Genomic DNA, 16,324 nt, shown 5'->3' on the forward strand with positions numbered 1-16,324 from the left:
CTAAAATGGCACGTCATCGGTATCTGCTGCACTTCCGTTAATTTCATCGTTATTGAACGGTAACGTGCTTAGATCGACATTCTCGCCCTGCTGGTTTGATGCTGATTGATTAACATTATTGTTGTAGTTGTCTTGCTGATCGTTGTAATTTTCCTGATTGTTTTTTCTTGACTCCAGTAAGGCGAAATTCTCAACGGTCACTTCCGTTACATAAACTTTTTGCCCTTGCTTATTTTCATAATTACGGGTTGATAATCGGCCATCAATGCCAACTAGTGAGCCTTTATGCATGAAATTGGCAAAGTTCTCAGCAGATTTACGCCACACAACGCAGTTAATAAAGTCAGCATCACGACTGCCATCTTGATTACGAAACTGACGATTAACAGCTAAGCGGAAGGCCACAACAGCGGTACCTTGATTCGTATAACGTAGCTCCGGATCATCAGTTAAGCGTCCAGTTAATACTGTTCGATTAATCATTGTCTTGTAACTCCTTTAATCGTTTCTTGGTTTCATTTTTGTAAGCGTCGCCTTTTGCAATATCACAAACTGTATGCCGACTGATATTTAAAGCGTTCATAATTTCAAGAACCGAAATCCCACACCAGTAAGCATCAAAAACTAATTCTGCTTGATCACTGGTTAGTTTTGCATTCCAACTTCTGCTGCCTGTTGGTGTTAATCAAGTTTTAATTGCGTGATGAACATTTTCTTTCCTTGATACCCATTCAAGATTGCTTACGGAATTGTTTTTCTTATTTCCATCTTTATGATTTACTTCTGGTAACAAGTTAGGATTGTCAATAAATTTCATGGCAACAAGCCTATGAATATAAAAGTTTTTCCTATGCCCATTTGACGATAAACTTATTGTTAAATATCCTTCCCCGTTATCGAATGACTTTAATCTATGATGATCAGCATTTTCAATATGTCCTTGGTCTGTAATGTAATATGATGAATTTAAATATTTAAATTTACGCTTTTTCTCGGTCATCCTCTTTCAACTCCTTCAATCTCTTTTTTGTCAAAATATGAAATCTCACTAGATCCTCGTCTGATAATTTGACTGGTTTAATATGAAATTTTTGGCAAAAACTGTTAATCCCTATCTGGTGTTGATACTGATGGTGCTCACGACACAAACTCATGAAATACATTTTGCGTTCGTCAATTTCGTGTCGATTACGGCCCATTCCAACGGCCCGGTAGTGGGCTAAGTCAGCATTTGGTTTGCCACAAATGACACACGATCTAGTCTTCATGGCTAATACTTGCTTGGGAAACTCGTTTGGAATGGCTTCCCATGTTTTCAGCTTGAACGGGATATTTTCTTCAAATAAAAAGTCCAGGATGGTTAAAATCATTTGATTAGCCGTCGTAACAGAACAATTGGATAAATGAAAGTATTCAATCCCAAAACTCATTTGAGTACGGAATTTGAAATATTCCTCAGCGTCATGTTGAACGTCACCCGTGTAATTACAAAAGTCATTGATTAAGGCGAAGATTTTCTTACGCTGATCATCACTGATTTGTCGATCGTCAATCGCTTCAACTTTGACTCTAATATGTTTACCCTTACGCTTGTACTTCAATAATTTAGTCAAGTCAGGATCATCATTAAGTCGAATAATCAGGAAGCGGCCAACAATTTTACGTATAAAGCCAAACACTAGTTATTCTCCGCAAACATATCAACTTGCGCTGCGTTTTGAAGGATTCTATCAAGTACCTTTATCCATTGTCTTAGTTGCTGTTGCCGATCAAATTCGGCATACCCTTTAACGTCTGATTTGCAAGTATCAACAACATTTTTCTGAATAGTTTTCTCTGTACTTCCGGTTGCTTGAACAGCCGTTTGTAATTTTTGCTTGTATTCAGTAGCCAAATTTTGCAGAGGATTCTGTTTCTTTTGTTGCCGGCTATTTGATGTTGATCGCTTTGTTCGAGTGTTAGTTGATGATTGCTTTTTATTCGGAGCTTGTCTATTAAAAGTTGCTTGATTAGCGTCATCGTCTTTTTCAGAACTAATTCCAAAAGCCGCCGCTAACTGATAACGTTTGGCGTAAGTTATTGCACTTCCGTAGCCCTGTGGGTCGCTCTTGACTGGACTTAGTGACAAAGCCCCCATTGTAATCGTTGCTCCGCTTTCATGAGCAATTACTGTGTTAACTGCCTTGTTCCCAGATGGATCATCAAAGACCATTTGAAAGTATGAAAGGCCTGTTCCCTCAAGTGCTTTATCAACAGCATCTTGAACACCTTCAAGCGTTACATATCCGCTTTTGAAAAATGGATTATTTCCATCTTTTGATGGTTGTTCAAGGTTTTTATGGAATTGATTTAATGCTTTAAACAATTCCGCTTTGCTTGTTGTTTCATCAGCCATGCTGCCACCTCCTAAAATTTGATCTTCATTTGTTTAGTTCCTTGAACAACGTTAATTCCCTTGAGAACTTCACCGGTTTCAGGATTAAATACTTTGCCATCCTGTACTTTGAAATTGTTCTTAATTCCAGTCTTATCAATGGAACGGTTTTCCTTAACTTTGACCCATTTAGTGCCGTCAAGTTGTTTTAATAACATGGCCGTGTTGTAATTCCATTTGTCACGTTGCTTGTCAAAAGTAACGTTCCCGGCTGTTGACTTAAATCTATACTCAGGGTCAGCGTCAAACTTCGGTTGAGTATATTCGTTGACAAGTTGGGTAAAGTTATCAATATCCTTTTGCAATGCTTCGTTTTCTTTGTCAGCACGTTTTTGCACTTCTTCGACGTGCTTCGTGTTAGCTGCTTGATAAAGCTGTAAAGAACGAATTTTATCAAGCGTCCATTTTAAAGCGTCATCGTTTTCAATCGTCCAGCGTTGCTTTTCTTCTTGTTTAGTTTCTTCGATCATTGCTAATCCTCCTAAAAAGGTAAATCATCAATTGCAAATTTACGGATTTTACGTTGCTTTAATGCTTCGTGGTTAAACTTGCCGGCTTGATCCATACTGCCCTTGTAGTATTGGATATCACGCTTAGTTCTTGCTCGTTGGTACTTATCAGCACACGCTTTAGAACAAAACTTATTTCCATCAAATTGAAAAAACTGGTGCCAATCAGTTACCGTCTTTTTCTTTTGGCAAATGTAGCATTTGAATTTAATAGCCAACGTAAACACCCCTTGCGTCCAAATAATGACTATCAACATAGCCATCACGGTTGCGATCAGCTAAGTAACGTTCATGTTCTTCTTCGTCTAGTTGATCTTGGTAAATATCACTTGCATAAGCAAACTTAATATTTAAGGCTTTCACACCTTGATCGACATTTTTAAAGCCGTACCAGTAGGCACAATCTTCTATCGTGCAAAAAACAATATTTGGACACTTAGGTGCGTACCAGTAGCGATCATCTTCGCTTTCTTGATCAAGACCGATCGTGCAGCCACAATTTTTACATTCCAGATATTTCATGATATTATTACCTCGTAATCTATTTAGATTTGCTATTCAGGAACTAGTGGCGGCTAGTTCCTTTTTTTGTGCTGTCAGCGAAGAAATCGTTGGCAATGTCCTGCAAAAATGAATGTTCATTGTTAGTCATGTACATTGCGCAATCGTAGGCGAAAAGCACGATCATAATTAGTGCCACCACATTCATTAACACACCGTTACCTTCTCGATATGCAATTGTCGCAATACTTGATGTGACAATATAAATAAGTGGTTTAAGAACTCGCATTGTTTTCACTCCTTTTTCGTTTGTTGATTTAACCAGCTTTTGAACTTTTTATAGATAACTGATTGCAACGCCATTGGCGCTGGTGAATTAATAAGTTTCGTCATCGTTGGTAAAGAAACACCAATTTGAACAGCTAAATCATTGCGGGTCAGTCTATGTAGCCCCTTAATGGTCAACAACTGCCGTTGGTCATCCTCTGAAAAAATATCCATTCAAACCACCCTTTATTTGTCCTGAGTTGCGACTAACTGACTTTCTTTCTGATCCGCCGTTGCATACTCACTAATTAACCAGTCACTTAATTTCTTGTAAGTTGCTGGTGTTACCTTGCGATGACCACGCTTGAAAATGTTATCCAGCGTCCGCCGACTTAAACCAAGTTGACAACCAAGCGCTACGGTGGATAAATTTAGTTCCCCAAGTTTACGCTTAATTGCCGTTACTAACTGCTCATTAAGTTCCATTTGTTTCACCCCCCTTTCAAAGGTTATAGATAATTACTGCAATTCCAATTAACGACATAAATAGAGGCATATAAGCGACTGCCATCAGATCACCCCCTTTCAATTTCAGCCGAGGGTCAATTTTGCTTTCCGTTTTCTTCTTGGCTTGGTAATCATCAAACCAATCTTGAAATGCTTGTGGGTCATACTCTGGTGCGTTACCTTCGTCTTTGAACCTGATGGATTCAAATTCCGCTGGGGTCATTTGTTCCAGTCGCCTTTTCAATGTGGTATAACCACCAATTCCCGCAATGTGATGTTCAATTAAAAACTTTCCAGATACCCGTTTAGGCATTGATTCTTCTTTTGGTTCTTTCAACATTTCGCCAATCGAATTAATGATTGAATGTTTAAGATCTAGTAAGTCTTGCTTGGTAGCAAGCTCGTTTAGCTCGGTCATTGGTTCACTTCCTTTCTGATATAATCAACTCAGCTTCTATGAAAGGAGGTGAGTTAAATGGAACTAAAAGACTATCGAATTAATCCAATGGATTTTGCGATTGCTTGCGTCCAAAGTTCTTCTGATAAAATCACTGTTGAAGAAAAGTTACGAGTTTATAAGAAGGCTTACGAAGAAGCAACTAAATTCGCTGATCAAATTCAAAAAGAGCTAAATTAAAATCCATTAATATTTGTTGCTAAGATTTTGATTATTTCGGCAATCTTAATGATCCGTTCATCGTTAAGGTTTACCGATTTTTTTAACTTCTTGTAAGTATCACAAGCCGTTTTTGTGATTGTTTCCTCTCCACTCATTGTTAAACTTCCTTTCTAAGTGGTACTGGTTCTTCAAACACATCTTCAATGCCATGTTTTTTAGCAAACTTTCCTGAACACATTAATGAACAGAAGTTTTTATAACTGCCGTTGAATTTGTAGCGGTAATACTCAACACTAAATTCCATGTTGAATGGGCCAAAAATATCAGTTCCGCAATAATCACATTTAAGATGTTTACTGTTTGTGTTATCCATGATTTATTTCTCCTATGTGTGTTTATTTCGTTTGATATAATCGCCTTGAGGAGGTGACTATATGAATGATTTTGACGTTGGTAAAATTGCAAATGATATTATCGATGAAGCCTTGCAAGAGCCTTTTGAAACCGAATGTCCAAACTGCCATTTAAAATTTAAGGTTTCATTGGGTAGTAATCATTGTCCAAATTGCGGAACTTTGGTTACTGTAAGCAAAGGCTAATCTTTATAAGTCAGTTCTTTTAATAAAGAATTGGCTTTTTTTAGTTCACCGTTTAAGGTCTTAACTCTTGAAATCATTTCATCAATTGAATCTTCAAACTCTTTTTTATTTGTAATTTCCAAAACGATGTTTTTTTGGATTTCGTTCACCTTTTACGTCCCCTTTTAACTAACGTGGAATAACTTGACCTTCTGTGTAGTCAGCGTCGTTGACCCAATCCATTAATTGAATATCAGCGCCTTCGTTGGTTTTATCTACTACTTGGTAATCAAAGCTCTTTTTCATGATGTCCGTCTCCTTTTTGCTATACTGTATTTATCTCCTTGAGAAAGGAGGTGAATGATGTGGCTACAAATCCACCTAAAGATGGCTCCCGTAAAGGCGCTGTTCGTGGACGTTCTCAAACTTACAATCCTGTAACTAAGCAATACGTGAAGCGTGATACGAAAACCGGCCAGTTTTTAAATGTCAAGCAAGACGGTACTAAGTTCAAAGGCGTAAGAACTGAGAAGTAGTTCATCTATTGACCAGTTTGCTTTTTAGCAGGCTGGTCTTTTTTAAATCCAATTTGTTTCATTTGGTTATGTGGTTTTGGTTTCGCATAATATGAACTTTCTAAATGGCGAAATACTTGCTGACCGCTTTTCATTATGTCCATCTCCTTTCTGATATACTCTCCTTAGAAAGGAGGTAAGTTTTATGGCTAAATATTCTGATGAAGAACTCAAAGAATTTGAGCAACAAGACTATTTGCTTCTTGATATGGAACTTAAAAAAGCTAAGAAGAATAATCAGAAAGAATTTAAAGTTAACGCCTTAGCTTTTGACGAAGTACCAAATTAAAAGCAACATATTTGGTCTTGGGCTTCCAAGAATGGAATTGATTACTCTGAGAAATTCAATGAGTTCATATTTCATATTTCTTGATTAATGACATTGAACGAACTGTTGATATATCAAACTCTTCACTATTAACAATCAATTCAATCTTTAATGAATTAGGATTTTCTGGATCCGTTCTATCTTGAGTAATTCGTTGAAATAAAATCCCGTTATACCGATTACTCTCAATTGCTGTAATTCCCAACGACCTTCTAAAAGTAAAAGTAAAATTTAAATCTGTATCTTCAATGACTAGCGCTCTCAATTTTGTTTGAGGGTGCTTTTTTTGAAGCTCGTTGAGTTTATCCTTTAGGTTCACCTTTCTCACCTCCTCTTTACTACATTTGATAATAGCTGTCATTACTGCCTTACTACGTTCGTAGTATTTAAAGCTAAAAAAATTTCATCAGTGGATACTTTGAAAATCTTCGCCATATTGTAGATTGATTCTGCACTTGGCTTTGAAATTCCCTTCTCCCAATTGTAAATGGAATTAGGAGTGTTATTTAATTTTCTTGCAAGTTGGAATCTTGAAAGACCCGCGTCTTTCCTCAATTGCATTAAATCCTTTTTCATTAATTAACCTCCCTTCCTTGTTTACATTTATATAATACTACATTAAGAGTAAAATGCAATACTTTTATACTATTTTTTTAAATAAAATTTTTTTATACAACTTCTTTGTACTACAATTACTACTAAAGGGGAGGTACTACAACTATGATAGGCGATAAAATACATGAGCTAAGGACTCAAAAGAGAATGTCGCAAACTGATTTAGCAAAGGCTATTCATGCTTCCCAGCAAGCTATTACTAAATGGGAAAATGGTAAATCAGAACCTTCTTCTAGTGTAATTAATAGCATTGCTAATTATTTCAATGTTTCTACTGATTACTTGTTAGGTAGAACTTCTGAAAAACTACCTGACAAGGACTTAAGTAAAAACCAGAAACTAATAGCCTACTCCATCGACCCTGATACTTCTGATGAAGAGCGGGACGCTATTATTGAGATGGTTCAAGCTGCTAAAAAGTTCAGAAGAAGAATTTAATGTAAGGCTGGTGGTTCTATGTGTGAATTATCAGACCTTGAAAAAATTGAAGACGAATACCCAAATTTAGCGTTTTATGGTATCGAAATCAATAATCCTAAATATCATGGGCACATTGAGGGTAATGAAGTTTATATTAATACTCTTCAGCCTGATCTTGACTGGCTCAAAACTGCCCTTCATGAAACGGTTCACTATGATTATGATTACTGCAACTTATCTAATCAGGAGAAACGCAAAACGATGGTAGCCGAAGGCTGGGCACGAAAGGAAAGCGAACGTAGATACAACGAATTATTTGGAAAAGAAGGAAACTAAAATGATCAAAGTAGAAATTAAAATCCCGGAACATGCAATTATTACTGCTGATGATGAAAAGGTTACTGTTGAGCATAAAGGCCTTAGGAGTTTAGCTAATCACGGTGGAACTGGCTCACAATCTATACCTTATACTTCTATTGCTAACATTGACTATAAAGAACCTGGCTTAACACGGGGCCATATTGTAGTAACGCCTATGAGCGGTGACCAACATGGTGGTGGCTTCGGTGGTCTTGACCCCATTTATGCTGGATCAGCTTGGGGAAAGAAAAATGCCATAATTTTTGGCAAGAAGCATAAAGAAGAAATGGACAAGCTTGTTGAATTTATTAACAAAAAAATTGGCGAAGTACATTCTAACAATGGTTCAACTACTAGTTCTGCTGACGAAATCGCTAAATTTAAGAAGTTACTTGATGATGGAACCATTACTCAAGAAGAATTTGACACTAAGAAGAAACAATTATTAGGACTATAAAAATTGTCCAAATCCTGATGACGTTAAAAGCTGGTGCAATTATTTTTTTAGGAGGAGTATTCATTATGAAATACTGTCAAAATTGCGGTGCTCAACTTGATGAGGAAGCCGTTGTATGTCCTAAATGTGGGGTTCCTGTTGCAGGCGCAACAATGACTGGAGTTACCCCCCCCCAACGCTGAACCAAAGCCATCGGCTGGTTGGGGCTTTTTAGGATTCTTTTTCCCGATTGTTGGTTGGATTCTTTACTTTGTATTCCACAAAGAAACGCCTAAACGCGCTCATCGTTGTGCTGTATGGGCTTGGGTAGGATTTGCAGTGCAAATCGTATGGTGGATTATTTATGTAGCGGTCGCCGCTTCTGCTTATCCTTACTAAAGGAGTGACACTATGCGATATTGTCCTAATTGTGGTAAAGAAGTTGAACCAAAAGCAGTTGTTTGCCCTAACTGTGGTGTAGCATTACCCGCACCAGTTACTAACAATCAAGTTGTAAATGCTCAAAACGATACTGGTTCTGTCGGTTGGGCTTTCCTTGGTTTCTTTATTCCTATTGTAGGATTGATTTTATATATTATTTGGCGTAACTCTGAACCTAATAATGCTAAAAAAGCCGGTCTTGGTGCTTTAATTAGTGTTATTGTTTGGGCTACATTCTGGGGAGTGAACCGACTCTACTAGATTATTTAAGTGCATTAAAAAAGTTGGGCTTAATTGATCGTCGGCAAAGTAATAGAATACGTGCAACTTTTATTTTCAGAAACTCTATTTCGCATTATAACCAAGGATTCACAGCCGTCAGTGATATTGAATCTATGCTACATGGAGTTGAAAACATCTTCACTACTTTATACTTACCGAGTCAAGAATGGAAAGAAGCCCATCCAAACGAACAACTTTCTGAACCAGATCGTCATGATAAATAAATTTCTGTAAATACTCATCATAATAATAGGGTCGAAAATTATCGTCCCTACGAATACTGTATTTTTCAAAAATATAATTCTCATAATCATTTAAAAAATGTTTTATTTGAATTAGCTGATCTTTAGAAAATTGAGTCATTTTAGCACCCCCCCTGTTTATTTTTTATAAAGTATATACTTTTTGATGTTGGTAATAAACCGCCCCATTTCTGGAGCGGTTTAAAAATAGCTATATTAGAACATACGTTTAGGAAGTGATATGGAATGAATAATGAAGACTATCTGAAATTTTATAACCTCATCTTAACAACAATTAATCAATACAATATAAGAGATTGTTTTCAACTCATTAAGATTTTACGTCCAAAACCAGAACTCCAATATTTTGTGAAGCTCGGCTATAACGGTGAATTAATGACGCAAACTATTGTTAGGATAGTCCGTAACTTGGCTATTGACGAATTAATTGTTGCTAAATCACAACCTATGGCTTTTTTAGGAACTAATTATATTATTCAAGGATTAACAACTAAGGGCCATAACTATTTAGCAGTAATAAATGAACCCAAGGCGTGGCGAAAAGTTAAACAAGCACTTCATGATGAAGGAATTCCCCTAACACCGCAAAGTGCTTCTCGATTTATGACAAAGTTATTTTTTTAATCCAATTTAGGCTTTGAAAAATCGTAAAAGTCTTGCTCATCAAGGCATTCATAACTTTTAGCAATGAAAGTTTTAGTAACCATCACCTTACCATTTTCAAGAGGTTTAATTTTGGTACCTGTTTTATCGCTAATCGCACCCGATAGATCAACTGAATCAATGTAGAAATGTTTAGGAGTTTCAACAATTCTTGGCAACTTAGATTTCATAATACCGCCCCATTCGTTTAATTATTTACTGTTATCTTATCACAACTCAGAACATCTGTTTGAAAGAAGGTGTTATCGTGTGGGTTGAAAAGAACAAATCGGGTTCATATAAATATAGTGAACGTTATAAAGACCCTCTAACTGGTAAGTTGAAAAAGGTTACTATTTCATTAGACAAAAATAACAAATTTACTGCTAAGAAAGCGCAAATGATTCTTGAAGCTAAAATCCAGAAACGACTTCAAGAAAACGGCAAAGTGCAGAAAGGTGTCACACTAGGTCAAGTCATCGAAGAGTGGGAACCAATTTATAGAAACCAAGTTCGCCCCACTACTTTCTCACATTACGACCAAGTTAAAAAGAAAATAGAACATTATGTTGGATTTGATACTTTGGTTAATAAAATGGACGACCGCTATTTAATTCAGCTTTGCGAAAGACTACTGTATAAAGAAAATATGAGTAACGTAATTGTTCGCAATATCTATTGGAAGTTAAGCGCCATTCTCCGCTTCGCTTACAAACGTGATTATGTAACTCAGTCGCCACGTAATCATTTAGATATTAACTGGAAGAAAGAAACTCATCAAAAGATTGCCAAAAAGTTTCTGGAAGATTCTGAAGCCAAAGCCGTCCTAGATTATGTTTATCAACATAACCACCAACATGGGGCAATCTTTGAATGGCAATATTTAACAGGTATGCGAATCGGTGAAGCACTAGGTATGCAGGTCAAAAACATCTATGAAGACAAGGGTAACTACTATGCTCAGGTTACAGGAACCCTTATTTACACCGACTTGAAAACCAGTGACTACTATAAGCAAGACGCTACTAAAACCGCTAGTGGGCTGCGTTCTGTTTTGCTTCCCAACCGAGCGGTTCAGTTATACAAGGAATGGAGTTTTGGCAAACAGCCTGACGATTTCCTGTTCGTTTATGATAATCGCTTCTTCTCTTTCACTACGTTAAATCGCCAATTATTCAACGCTAAGAAGTTCCTAGGAATTGATAAAGAATTAACCACGCATACATTTAGACACACGCACGTTTCAAAATTAGCTGAATTAGGTGTACCTTTGTACATCATCGAAGATCGGATTGGTCATGCTAATTCTGCTACTATTCGGAATGTATATTTGCATGTCACCAATAAAGCTAAATCAAAATTTGATAATACAATTTTGAACCTAGATTAACCGAGAAAGCCCCATACGTGCCCCAAACAGCTTTTAGCATACTAAAAGAGCCGTTGGTATTATTGCAATATCAACGGCTCTTATCTTTTTATATTTATTTTGCACTAAATCGCCCCGAATTGCAACAATTCATCACCCTATGTATTAGAAAAGGTTGCGACCGATTGTACCCGGCGATGATACCAATCATGGATTACCAAGTCGAGCTGATTTACCTCAAAAGTTCCAAACTGTAAGTTGGAGTTTTGTTCAACATATTTTAATAAACCTGCTCGATGTTGAACCTCAGTTGGAAAGCGAGCAATGGTCATATGACCCGAAGACGTCTGATAGCGTTCCATTAACGGAAGGTTAGCTAACGGTATTTGCTGACGAAGTTGATTTCGCAAATCCCCTAATGATGACGAATAAAAACCCTTAACTAAAACCGCTCCTGAGCTGACTATCAACCCCTGCATTCGCCATTGAACGGGTAAAAAGCGATTAACTAATGGTTGCAGTTGACTAACATAATCATCCAGAAGTTGATCTGATGGGTATCCCCGATACAAGTCCATAATGGTTAAATGAAATGCTGAACTTGGATAATAATATAATTCTGGAACACTAGCTTCCATTCCTTGAAGACACATTTTTATATTACGGGAAACATGAGCGGGAACCGTTGCAATCAGTGTGAGTGATCTGCGGTGATCGTTTCTCAGCTGGCCTAACCAGGGGTCAATTTGTTCATTTCTACATTGAATTGCAATTCTGCCTTGTTGATTAATTTTCTTATAAAGTCGGTCTAGTGGCTCATCCATCGTTACTTACCTACAACTACTAGCTCAGTAGGTGCTTTCGTCAATAGCTGTGGTTCGCCATGGGTGATTACGATATCATCTTCAATACGCACACCGCCCAATTGAGGAATATAAATTCCAGGTTCAACAGTAATTACCTGGTTAGCTTCTAATTTTAAACCATGAGCAGCTGGTCCATAACTTGCAGGTAGTTCATGCACTGCCAAACCAATGCCATGCCCCATCCCATGATTAAATTCATCACCATAGCCTGCTTCGTCAATAATAGATCGCCCGTACCGATCTAACCGATCTCCACGAACACCAGAATGAGCATGGTTAATAACTTGTTGGCGAGCATTATTCACAATTTGATAAACATCACGTAATTCCGGATCAATGGAGCCAACAGCAAACGTTCTAGTCATATCAGCAGTATAACCATCAACATAGTAGCCAAAGTCCAGAATGACAATATCTCCCGAATGGATTTTACGGGCAGACACCGTCGCATGTGGTTTCGCCGCATTAGGGCCACTCGCCACGATAGATGGAAATGAAGCTGCGGTCGCACCATGTTCCTTCATCCAATAATCTAATGCTGCAGCCACGCGCCTTTCTGTCATACCAGGTTGAATCATTTTAAGGACGTATTGATAGCCAGCACTTAATAGATCAGCCGCGTGTTTTAATTTTGCAATTTCAGCTGAATCTTTGACTGACCTTAACTTTTCAATCACATTCGCAAACGGAACCAGGTCGGCAACCATTATTTCATCCAGCAAATCATAAATCTGATAAGACACCGACTTTTCAAACCCTAAGACTTGAATTTGCATTTTCTGACAAAGTTCATTAAGCGTTCCATAATAATCTGCAGTAATCAAGCCAACCACGGATTTTGATTCATACTCTGCTAATGCTAATTGGTATCGTGCATCGGTAATCACTATAGCTTGGTGATTGGAGATCAATAAAATACCGTCACCCTGCATCAATGAAAAACCCGTTAAATATTCAATGTTTTTACTATCAGTTACTAAAAACGCATCTAAATACAGGCTAGGTAATTTCCTTTGGAGTCGTTCAATTCTTGTCATATACTCTGATAACCTTTCAATCAAATTAATGCAATAAAAAAAGCTTCCGCATTCACGAAAGCTTTTTTGAAATTAAGCTTCAGCTGGGTAAACTGAAACCTTCCGCTTGCTACGACCCATGCGTTCAAACTTAACAACGCCATCGATCTTTGCAAATAACGTATCGTCACCACCACGGCCAACATTTTCACCAGGGTTGATGTGAGTACCACGTTGACGGTAAATAATTGATCCAGCAGTAACTACAGAACCATCCGCAGCCTTGGTACCAAGACGACGACCAGCTGAGTTACGACCGTTAGCAGTAGAACCGCCCCCCTTATGGTGGGAGAAGAATTGAAGATCCATAATCATAATCGTTCACCTCCAGAATGAACTATTTTTCATACATTTTAACTTCAATGTATTGTTGGTAACGATCTTGAATATCTAAAAGTCCATTCAAGAAAGTTTGTAATAAGATTTGCGAATCATGCCGTAAATCTAAATTAGTAGCATTAATGTAGCCACCCTCCGTTTCATTCATCTCAACATCAGGATGAGTATCAATAACCCGTTCTAATCCATTAATTGTCGAGATGGTCAAAACAGAAACTGCAGCACACACGATGTCATGACCATAATCACCTGCATCAGCGTGTCCCGTTAACTTAAATGAAGTAATCTCGTGATTCGGCGTCACATTAAACACTGCGCGAATCATAATCTCACCTCACTTAGGCATTAATAGCGTTAATCGTAACCTTAGTGTATGGTTGACGATGACCTTGCTTAGTGTGGGTGTGCTTCTTTGGCTTGTACTTAAAGGTAACAACCTTCTTTTCCTTGCCTTGCTTGTCAACAGTCCCTTCAACTGATGCCCCATCAACGAATGGAGTACCAATCTTAGTGTTGTCACCGCCAACAAAAACGACTTTGTCAAAGGTAACCTTGTCGCCTGCGTTAACATCAAGCTTTTCAACAAAGATTGATTGACCTTCTTCAACCTTGTATTGCTTTCCACCTGTAACAATAATTGCGTACATCTTGTGCACCTCCTTAAATCTCAGACTCGCCGACACAAGTAGCAAATGCTTTTTACTTGTGACCGTGCGGTTGTAGTTGTTGGTTCACAAATACAACGTTTGTATATTACCAAGGATTTATCAATACGTCAATAGTTAAGCCTTAAATACTTATGCCACTTTCTAATTCATCATCAAAGAATGATGGAAGTAAAATACCTGTTGCTTCAAAACGATTCAAAATCCGTGACACTGTCTTTGTCATGTATTTTGCCGTATAAATCAAACCATTATTTAGCCACTGAGTAATTAATCCCAACATGGCAGAAGCTGTGAAAGCAACCTGGACCTTCATTGGTACGTCCATATCATCAAGATCTTCGCCCATCTCTTTAATGAAGGTTTCCATTTCACTAGTCAAACGACTATACAGTTGCCGATAGAAATTATTATTTTGCGCTCGGTCTAATAAAATTGTAAAAATGTCAGAATTCTTTTCAATATAGTCGAAAGCCTTATTCAGTGACATTAATTGAACTGTCTTACCATTGACTAAGGTATCTGAATCAACCATTACTGAATCAAAAAATTCGGTAATAATTTCATCCATTGCCTTTTTAACAAAGTCTTTCTTATCCTTATAGTGTAAATAAAATGTTCCTCGTGTAATGTGGGCAGTTTCAGTAATCTTCTGAACACTGATACTGTCAATTTTTTCGTTTTGCATTAGATAAACCAATGCCTTACGTAAGTTCGTCCGCGTTTTTACTACCCGAGGGTCTAATTTCTTATCTACCATAAAAATCAGCCTCCATCTTATGATAATTAAATCCTTAATTATTCCTTTTACCAGCAGTGTAAAAGCTTAGCCGCACTTTGTCAAAGAAAAATCATTACAGTTAATCCCTATTCATCTATTTAGCGATAGTAATTTGGTTTATAGAACGTGATTGTTTAATTATTTTTGAATAATTTTAACTTTTTAGTTAATTATGTTGAACTTATCACATGAAAATTGTTTATCCATTAAATTCTATAATCTACATTACTAATTAGCCACGATGATAAAAAAATAGAAAGTCTAATTACGAAGGCTTCCTATTATTCATTTCCAAATTATATGATCCATTAACACATAAATCAAGGTACCGTCTTTTAAGATTGAACATTTAAAAGTTAACAATCATATTGTTAATAAACCAGAAATAATTTCACTCATCGGTAGCTTGGGGTACAACGGGGGTACAAATAAAAAAGAAGCCTATCCAATCAAGGCTTCTAAGGCGATTTCAATGAGAAGAGTGGGAATCGAACCCACAACCTTCGGTTTAGAAGACCGATGCTCTATCCAGTTGAGCTATCCTCCCAAGCCAATAAACAATATACTGACTTTTTTAAAATTTGTCAATTTTATCCCTGCTTTTTAGCAACCTGCCTAATTTGTTTAAGAAATATTAAAAATAGATGTTAAATGTTACAAAAAGATTGCATTTTTAATCGTTTTGATAATAATAAGAGTTAGACAATGTTTTGTGGGGGTGTTGAAATGTTACCATTAATCGTCATCGTATTAATTATTTCATTATCAGCGGTCGCTCAGGCCAAAGTATCAGGTTTCCAGCCGGTGAAGCACTCCCAGGGACGTCATGCTGCAAGCGTGGATTCCCATAAAGCATAGCCGATCTTTTTCTTTTATCTTATCAACAGGAAAATGGCGTTACTGTTTAAATGCAGTAACGCCATTTTTCTATCTTATATTTTCCTTTATTAAACGTTCATGTTCTTGCATAATTGCGTCCGTTGATAGCTTGAGGTCGACCAGGCCATATTTAATCAAAAGCCGCCAGGCATGCCGAAAATCCGCTTGCCGATGGGTATAATAACTCGTAAATAGAAAATGCTTAATCGTTAAGTATTGCTGATCCTGATCCGCTAACTTTGAAACTGGCTTTGCCTGGATTAACTTATGATAGCTATCCTCATCCATGACAACTAAGTGCGTCCACTGTTTTTGCGCACTAAATAGTAAAAACCAGTGCAAAACAGCAACATACCGTTCTAAAATCTGGTGGTCAGATAACGGTACTGCTGGAGTCTTACTTAAATCATAGCTAATCGCAGGTTGGTACAAGTTTGCCAACGAACGGTCACAATGGACTAAAATTTCTTTTAGATGGCTCTCCGGTCCTAATAATAAGTCCCGCTGTTCAATGATTTGATTATCAAAATAGATTGTATCCTGCAGTAATTGAGTAATGTCTAACACGTGTT

At 37.2% G+C, this 16,324-nt stretch carries 36 protein-coding genes, 1 tRNA gene and 1 other annotated feature; of the genes, 11 read left to right on the forward strand and 26 right to left on the reverse strand.

Annotated elements, in window-relative coordinates; translation table 11 throughout:
• From ssb to HMPREF0501_RS02555, 11 genes are all read right to left on the reverse strand, one after another.
• Nucleotides 1-483, reverse strand: coding sequence for a single-stranded DNA-binding protein (gene ssb, locus HMPREF0501_RS02505; protein WP_006916257.1), 483 nt, complete (start codon nt 481-483; stop codon nt 1-3).
• Between the two features lie 202 nt (nt 484-685).
• Nucleotides 686-1,000 carry an HNH endonuclease gene (locus HMPREF0501_RS02510; RefSeq protein ID WP_006916258.1) on the reverse strand — a complete coding sequence of 105 codons (315 nt, stop codon included), beginning with the start codon at nt 998-1,000 and terminating at the stop codon, nt 686-688.
• The gene (locus HMPREF0501_RS02515) at nt 981-1,679 is read right to left on the reverse strand and encodes a putative HNHc nuclease (RefSeq protein WP_040455659.1); all 699 of its coding nucleotides are present in this window, start codon (nt 1,677-1,679) and stop codon (nt 981-983) included. Before HMPREF0501_RS02515 ends, HMPREF0501_RS02510 begins: the two co-directional genes overlap by 20 nt.
• Nucleotides 1,679-2,395 (reverse strand): ERF family protein, encoded by a 717-nt coding sequence (locus HMPREF0501_RS08505; RefSeq protein WP_006916260.1) that lies wholly within the window; start codon nt 2,393-2,395, stop codon nt 1,679-1,681. The genes HMPREF0501_RS02515 and HMPREF0501_RS08505 overlap by 1 nt, the downstream gene beginning before the upstream one ends.
• 11 nt (nt 2,396-2,406) lie before the next feature.
• The gene (locus HMPREF0501_RS02525; RefSeq protein ID WP_006916262.1) at nt 2,407-2,904 is read right to left on the reverse strand and encodes a host-nuclease inhibitor Gam family protein; all 498 of its coding nucleotides are present in this window, start codon (nt 2,902-2,904) and stop codon (nt 2,407-2,409) included.
• 11 nt (nt 2,905-2,915) lie between these two features.
• The gene (locus HMPREF0501_RS02530) at nt 2,916-3,161 is read right to left on the reverse strand and encodes a hypothetical protein (protein WP_040455662.1); all 246 of its coding nucleotides are present in this window, start codon (nt 3,159-3,161) and stop codon (nt 2,916-2,918) included.
• A complete protein-coding gene (locus tag HMPREF0501_RS02535; protein ID WP_006916265.1) occupies nt 3,151-3,465 on the reverse strand; it encodes a hypothetical protein in 315 nt (104 codons plus the stop codon). The genes HMPREF0501_RS02530 and HMPREF0501_RS02535 overlap by 11 nt, the downstream gene beginning before the upstream one ends.
• Nucleotides 3,466-3,508: 43 nt before the next feature.
• Nucleotides 3,509-3,733, reverse strand: coding sequence for a hypothetical protein (locus tag HMPREF0501_RS02540; protein ID WP_006916266.1), 225 nt, complete (start codon nt 3,731-3,733; stop codon nt 3,509-3,511).
• A 5-nt stretch (nt 3,734-3,738) separates the two neighbouring features.
• Nucleotides 3,739-3,945 carry a hypothetical protein gene (locus HMPREF0501_RS02545; RefSeq protein WP_040455665.1) on the reverse strand — a complete coding sequence of 69 codons (207 nt, stop codon included), beginning with the start codon at nt 3,943-3,945 and terminating at the stop codon, nt 3,739-3,741.
• Between the two features lie 12 nt (nt 3,946-3,957).
• Nucleotides 3,958-4,197: a hypothetical protein gene (locus HMPREF0501_RS02550; RefSeq protein WP_006916267.1), complete on the reverse strand. Its 240-nt coding sequence runs from the start codon at nt 4,195-4,197 to the stop codon at nt 3,958-3,960.
• 16 nt (nt 4,198-4,213) lie between these two features.
• Nucleotides 4,214-4,636 carry a hypothetical protein gene (locus tag HMPREF0501_RS02555; protein WP_006916268.1) on the reverse strand — a complete coding sequence of 141 codons (423 nt, stop codon included), beginning with the start codon at nt 4,634-4,636 and terminating at the stop codon, nt 4,214-4,216.
• Between the two features lie 57 nt (nt 4,637-4,693).
• On the opposite strand from HMPREF0501_RS02555, the gene HMPREF0501_RS08890 reads away from it, so the two are divergent.
• Entirely contained in the window at nt 4,694-4,855 is a 162-nt protein-coding gene (locus HMPREF0501_RS08890; protein WP_006916272.1) for a hypothetical protein, read from the forward strand.
• Here HMPREF0501_RS08890 and HMPREF0501_RS08895 read toward each other — a convergent pair.
• Nucleotides 4,852-4,992, reverse strand: a complete 141-nt coding sequence (locus tag HMPREF0501_RS08895) for a hypothetical protein (RefSeq protein ID WP_155801143.1) — start codon at nt 4,990-4,992, stop codon at nt 4,852-4,854. The two genes, HMPREF0501_RS08890 and HMPREF0501_RS08895, sit on opposite strands and share 4 nt — an antisense overlap.
• A 2-nt stretch (nt 4,993-4,994) precedes the next feature.
• A complete protein-coding gene (locus HMPREF0501_RS02560) occupies nt 4,995-5,210 on the reverse strand; it encodes a hypothetical protein (RefSeq protein WP_006916273.1) in 216 nt (71 codons plus the stop codon).
• A gap of 61 nt (nt 5,211-5,271) precedes the next feature.
• Between HMPREF0501_RS02560 and HMPREF0501_RS08900 the strand changes: the two genes are divergently transcribed.
• Nucleotides 5,272-5,436 carry a hypothetical protein gene (locus HMPREF0501_RS08900; RefSeq protein ID WP_006916274.1) on the forward strand — a complete coding sequence of 55 codons (165 nt, stop codon included), beginning with the start codon at nt 5,272-5,274 and terminating at the stop codon, nt 5,434-5,436.
• On the opposite strand, the gene HMPREF0501_RS08905 is transcribed toward HMPREF0501_RS08900, so the two are convergent.
• On the reverse strand, nt 5,433-5,585 hold the full coding sequence (locus HMPREF0501_RS08905; protein ID WP_006916275.1) for a hypothetical protein: 153 nt from the start codon (nt 5,583-5,585) through the stop codon (nt 5,433-5,435). The genes HMPREF0501_RS08900 and HMPREF0501_RS08905 overlap by 4 nt on opposite strands.
• Before the next feature lie 195 nt (nt 5,586-5,780).
• On the opposite strand from HMPREF0501_RS08905, the gene HMPREF0501_RS09005 reads away from it, so the two are divergent.
• The gene (locus HMPREF0501_RS09005) at nt 5,781-5,951 is read left to right on the forward strand and encodes a hypothetical protein (RefSeq protein ID WP_191975853.1); all 171 of its coding nucleotides are present in this window, start codon (nt 5,781-5,783) and stop codon (nt 5,949-5,951) included.
• A gap of 5 nt (nt 5,952-5,956) precedes the next feature.
• Here HMPREF0501_RS09005 and HMPREF0501_RS09235 read toward each other — a convergent pair whose 3' ends face one another.
• Nucleotides 5,957-6,085: a hypothetical protein gene (locus tag HMPREF0501_RS09235; RefSeq protein ID WP_263598698.1), complete on the reverse strand. Its 129-nt coding sequence runs from the start codon at nt 6,083-6,085 to the stop codon at nt 5,957-5,959.
• A gap of 50 nt (nt 6,086-6,135) precedes the next feature.
• Between HMPREF0501_RS09235 and HMPREF0501_RS09085 the strand changes: the two genes are divergently transcribed.
• The gene (locus HMPREF0501_RS09085; protein WP_006916280.1) at nt 6,136-6,279 is read left to right on the forward strand and encodes a hypothetical protein; all 144 of its coding nucleotides are present in this window, start codon (nt 6,136-6,138) and stop codon (nt 6,277-6,279) included.
• Between the two features lie 64 nt (nt 6,280-6,343).
• On the opposite strand, the gene HMPREF0501_RS02570 is transcribed toward HMPREF0501_RS09085, so the two are convergent.
• On the reverse strand, nt 6,344-6,637 hold the full coding sequence (locus tag HMPREF0501_RS02570) for a hypothetical protein (RefSeq protein ID WP_006916281.1): 294 nt from the start codon (nt 6,635-6,637) through the stop codon (nt 6,344-6,346).
• A gap of 41 nt (nt 6,638-6,678) precedes the next feature.
• Entirely contained in the window at nt 6,679-6,894 is a 216-nt protein-coding gene (locus HMPREF0501_RS02575; protein ID WP_006916282.1) for a helix-turn-helix transcriptional regulator, read from the reverse strand.
• Nucleotides 6,895-7,038: 144 nt separating this feature from the next.
• Here HMPREF0501_RS02575 and HMPREF0501_RS02580 point away from each other — a divergent pair, with 144 nt between their 5' ends.
• From HMPREF0501_RS02580 to HMPREF0501_RS02610, 6 genes are all read left to right on the forward strand, one after another.
• Nucleotides 7,039-7,371: a helix-turn-helix domain-containing protein gene (locus HMPREF0501_RS02580; RefSeq protein ID WP_006916283.1), complete on the forward strand. Its 333-nt coding sequence runs from the start codon at nt 7,039-7,041 to the stop codon at nt 7,369-7,371.
• Between the two features lie 18 nt (nt 7,372-7,389).
• The gene (locus HMPREF0501_RS02585; RefSeq protein WP_006916284.1) at nt 7,390-7,689 is read left to right on the forward strand and encodes a hypothetical protein; all 300 of its coding nucleotides are present in this window, start codon (nt 7,390-7,392) and stop codon (nt 7,687-7,689) included.
• Nucleotide 7,690: 1 nt separating this feature from the next.
• Nucleotides 7,691-8,170, forward strand: coding sequence for an SHOCT domain-containing protein (locus HMPREF0501_RS09045; RefSeq protein ID WP_006916285.1), 480 nt, complete (start codon nt 7,691-7,693; stop codon nt 8,168-8,170).
• 65 nt (nt 8,171-8,235) lie between these two features.
• Entirely contained in the window at nt 8,236-8,352 is a 117-nt protein-coding gene (locus HMPREF0501_RS08710) for a zinc-ribbon domain-containing protein (RefSeq protein WP_191975854.1), read from the forward strand.
• Between the two features lie 208 nt (nt 8,353-8,560).
• On the forward strand, nt 8,561-8,851 hold the full coding sequence (locus HMPREF0501_RS02600) for a zinc ribbon domain-containing protein (protein WP_006916287.1): 291 nt from the start codon (nt 8,561-8,563) through the stop codon (nt 8,849-8,851).
• Nucleotides 8,852-9,360: 509 nt separating this feature from the next.
• On the forward strand, nt 9,361-9,759 hold the full coding sequence (locus tag HMPREF0501_RS02610) for a DUF2513 domain-containing protein (protein ID WP_006916289.1): 399 nt from the start codon (nt 9,361-9,363) through the stop codon (nt 9,757-9,759).
• Here HMPREF0501_RS02610 and HMPREF0501_RS02615 read toward each other — a convergent pair.
• Nucleotides 9,756-9,968, reverse strand: coding sequence for a hypothetical protein (locus tag HMPREF0501_RS02615; RefSeq protein ID WP_006916290.1), 213 nt, complete (start codon nt 9,966-9,968; stop codon nt 9,756-9,758). The genes HMPREF0501_RS02610 and HMPREF0501_RS02615 overlap by 4 nt on opposite strands.
• Nucleotides 9,969-10,045: 77 nt before the next feature.
• Here HMPREF0501_RS02615 and HMPREF0501_RS02620 point away from each other — a divergent pair, with 77 nt between their 5' ends.
• Nucleotides 10,046-11,167: a tyrosine-type recombinase/integrase gene (locus tag HMPREF0501_RS02620; RefSeq protein ID WP_006916291.1), complete on the forward strand. Its 1,122-nt coding sequence runs from the start codon at nt 10,046-10,048 to the stop codon at nt 11,165-11,167.
• Nucleotides 11,168-11,304: 137 nt separating this feature from the next.
• Here HMPREF0501_RS02620 and HMPREF0501_RS02625 read toward each other — a convergent pair whose 3' ends face one another.
• The 8 genes from HMPREF0501_RS02625 to HMPREF0501_RS02660 form a co-directional block, all read right to left on the reverse strand.
• The gene (locus tag HMPREF0501_RS02625) at nt 11,305-11,970 is read right to left on the reverse strand and encodes a 2'-5' RNA ligase family protein (RefSeq protein ID WP_006916292.1); all 666 of its coding nucleotides are present in this window, start codon (nt 11,968-11,970) and stop codon (nt 11,305-11,307) included.
• A 2-nt stretch (nt 11,971-11,972) separates the two neighbouring features.
• Nucleotides 11,973-13,049 carry a M24 family metallopeptidase gene (locus HMPREF0501_RS02630; RefSeq protein ID WP_006916293.1) on the reverse strand — a complete coding sequence of 359 codons (1,077 nt, stop codon included), beginning with the start codon at nt 13,047-13,049 and terminating at the stop codon, nt 11,973-11,975.
• Nucleotides 13,050-13,121: 72 nt separating this feature from the next.
• Nucleotides 13,122-13,403: a 50S ribosomal protein L27 gene (gene rpmA, locus HMPREF0501_RS02635; protein WP_006916294.1), complete on the reverse strand. Its 282-nt coding sequence runs from the start codon at nt 13,401-13,403 to the stop codon at nt 13,122-13,124.
• A gap of 22 nt (nt 13,404-13,425) precedes the next feature.
• Nucleotides 13,426-13,752: a ribosomal-processing cysteine protease Prp gene (locus HMPREF0501_RS02640; RefSeq protein ID WP_006916295.1), complete on the reverse strand. Its 327-nt coding sequence runs from the start codon at nt 13,750-13,752 to the stop codon at nt 13,426-13,428.
• A 13-nt stretch (nt 13,753-13,765) separates the two neighbouring features.
• Nucleotides 13,766-14,074: a 50S ribosomal protein L21 gene (gene rplU, locus HMPREF0501_RS02645; protein ID WP_006916296.1), complete on the reverse strand. Its 309-nt coding sequence runs from the start codon at nt 14,072-14,074 to the stop codon at nt 13,766-13,768.
• Between the two features lie 12 nt (nt 14,075-14,086).
• Nucleotides 14,087-14,156, reverse strand: a sequence feature (ribosomal protein L21 leader region).
• A 60-nt stretch (nt 14,157-14,216) separates the two neighbouring features.
• Nucleotides 14,217-14,852 carry a TetR/AcrR family transcriptional regulator gene (locus HMPREF0501_RS02650; protein WP_006916297.1) on the reverse strand — a complete coding sequence of 212 codons (636 nt, stop codon included), beginning with the start codon at nt 14,850-14,852 and terminating at the stop codon, nt 14,217-14,219.
• A 494-nt stretch (nt 14,853-15,346) separates the two neighbouring features.
• Nucleotides 15,347-15,420: transfer RNA gene (locus HMPREF0501_RS02655), tRNA-Arg, on the reverse strand.
• A 380-nt stretch (nt 15,421-15,800) separates the two neighbouring features.
• On the reverse strand, nt 15,801-16,319 hold the full coding sequence (locus HMPREF0501_RS02660; RefSeq protein ID WP_006916299.1) for a hypothetical protein: 519 nt from the start codon (nt 16,317-16,319) through the stop codon (nt 15,801-15,803).
• Nucleotides 16,320-16,324: the final 5 nt, after the last annotated feature.

Origin of the sequence: Limosilactobacillus coleohominis 101-4-CHN (assembly GCF_000161935.1) — a bacterium.
Lineage (GTDB): Bacteria > Bacillota > Bacilli > Lactobacillales > Lactobacillaceae > Limosilactobacillus > Limosilactobacillus coleohominis_A.